At 68.5% G+C, this 1991-nt stretch carries 2 protein-coding genes and 1 pseudogene; all 3 read left to right on the top strand.

From position 1 onward, the window contains the following. The coding region (locus JCM9942_RS14750; protein ID WP_054660584.1) for a Do family serine endopeptidase at window positions 1-1298 on the top strand (1298 nt) is incomplete at its 5' end. A gap of 108 nt (window positions 1299-1406) precedes the next feature. Next, window positions 1407-1766 (top strand): hypothetical protein, encoded by a 360-nt coding sequence (locus tag JCM9942_RS14745; RefSeq protein ID WP_054660582.1) that lies wholly within the window; start codon window positions 1407-1409, stop codon window positions 1764-1766. Between the two features lie 5 nt (window positions 1767-1771). Next, window positions 1772-1991: pseudogene (locus tag JCM9942_RS14740) on the top strand (phage holin family protein); the annotation flags it as partial.

Here is a 1991-nt window from a genome sequence, read left to right as displayed (position 1 = left end):
CGGCCGCATTGCCGGCCTCGGTGGCCGGGCAACCGCTGCCCTCGCTGGCGCCGATGCTGGAGCAGGTGATGCCGGCCGTGGTCAGCGTCAATACCAAGCAGGTGGTACGGGTGCGCAACCCCTACTTCAACGATCCGTTCTTCCGCCGCCTGTTCCCGCAGGTGCCGGCCGAGCGCATCAACGAGTCGCTCGGCTCGGGCGTGATCATCGATGCGGCCAAGGGCTATGTGCTGACCAACCACCATGTGATCGAAAACGCCGACGATGTGCAGGTGACCCTGGCCGACGGGCGCACGGTCAAGGCCGAGTTCCTCGGCTCCGATGCCGACACCGACATCGCGCTGATCCGCATCCCGGCCGAGAAGCTCACCGAGATCCGCCTGGGCAACAGCGACCAGCTGCGCGTGGGCGACTTCGTGGTCGCCATCGGCAACCCGTTCGGCTTCAGCCAGACGGTGACCAGCGGCATCGTCTCGGCGGTGGGCCGCAGTGGCATCCGCGGGCTGGGCTACCAGAACTTCATCCAGACCGACGCCTCGATCAACCCGGGCAACTCCGGCGGTGCGCTGGTCAACCTGTCCGGCCAGCTGATCGGCATCAACACCGCCAGCTTCAACCCGCAGGGCAGCATGGCCGGCAACATCGGCCTGGGCTTGGCCATTCCCTCCAACCTGGCGCGCGACGTGGTCGAGCAGCTGATCACCAAGGGCGTGGTGGTGCGCGGCACGCTGGGCGTGGAAACGCAGAACCTGAGCCCGCAGATCGCGCAGGGCCTGGGACTGGCCGAAGCACGCGGCGCACTGGTGACGCGGGTGCTGCCCGCCTCGGCGGCGATGGCCGCCGGGCTGAAGGCCGGCGATGTGATCACCGCGATCAATGGCCAGCGCGTGGACAACGCGCAGGCGCTGCACAACTTCGAGGGCCTGCAGCCGGTGGGCCGCACGGTGGAGTTGGAAGTGCGTCGCGACAGCAGAGCGCTGCAACTCAAAGCCACCTTGAAGGAACAGCCGCGTGCGATCAGCGGCGAGACGCTGGATCCGCGCCTGAGCGGCGCGACCTTCGCCGATCTGCCCGAGTCACTGCGTCAGGCCGGCCTCAACGGCGTGCTGGTCAGCAACGTGGCACGGGGCAGCCGCGCCGCACAATCGGGGCTGGCCAGTGGCGATGTGATTCTTGCCGCCAGCAGCGGCGAGTTCACCGATCTGGCCAGCTGGCGCGCCAGCTTCCAGCCGCGCCCGCCGCAACTGGCGCTGAGCATTCTGCGCGGCAACACGCGCGGTCAGCTGTTGATGCGATGATGGTTCATCGTCCGTAACGCGCCTTACACCCCGCGACTGGTATTTCTGGACGTCCGCTGCAACCCGCGCGCCGCCTCGCGGCGCTCCCACTGAAACCAGGAGATCACGATGAGCCCCACCAATACCGAAAACATGAAAGAGCATCTGGGCGAGGCCGGCGCGCACCTGAAGTCGGCCGCGAATGCCGCCGGTTCGGCGGTCAAGGGCGCCGCCGGCGCCGCCACTGACGAACTGCGTCTGGGCAAGGCCAACATGAAGGCCGAGCTGTCTGACAGCGCCCTGTCCGGCCTGGCCGCGGCCGAGCTGGGCGGTGCCGCCGCCAAGGAACAGATGGACGCACTGATGGACAAGAGCAAGGATCTGATCGACAGCGCCGCCGAGCTGATCCGCGAGCGGCCACTGGCCTCCTTCGGCGTGGCCTTCGCCGCCGGCTGGATCATCGCCAAACTCGCCCGCAGCAACGACTGACCGGCGTGAGCGAACACGCCACACCGCCACCGGGTGAACCGGCAGGAGCGGATGCGCCAGCCCCCGGACTGGAAGAGAGCATCCGCCAGATCGGCAATGCCGGTCGCCAGACGCTGGATTCGGCCTCGCACACGTTCCGTTCGCTGCGGCGCCTGGCCTCGGCCGATTTGGCCCTGGCCCGCAGCGCCTTCGGCCGTGCCCTGGCCTGGAGCGGGGTGGCGATCG

Origin of the sequence: Stenotrophomonas pictorum JCM 9942 (assembly GCF_001310775.1) — a bacterium.
GTDB classification, from domain to species: Bacteria; Pseudomonadota; Gammaproteobacteria; order Xanthomonadales; family Xanthomonadaceae; genus Stenotrophomonas; species Stenotrophomonas pictorum.
This window is presented reverse-complemented; position numbering and strand designations above follow the sequence as displayed.

Excerpts from the sequence above, each read along its gene's own strand:
- JCM9942_RS14745 (WP_054660582.1), top strand. The coding sequence starts at position 1,407 with ATGAGCCCCACCAATACCGAAAACATGAAAGAGCATCTGGGCGAGGCC.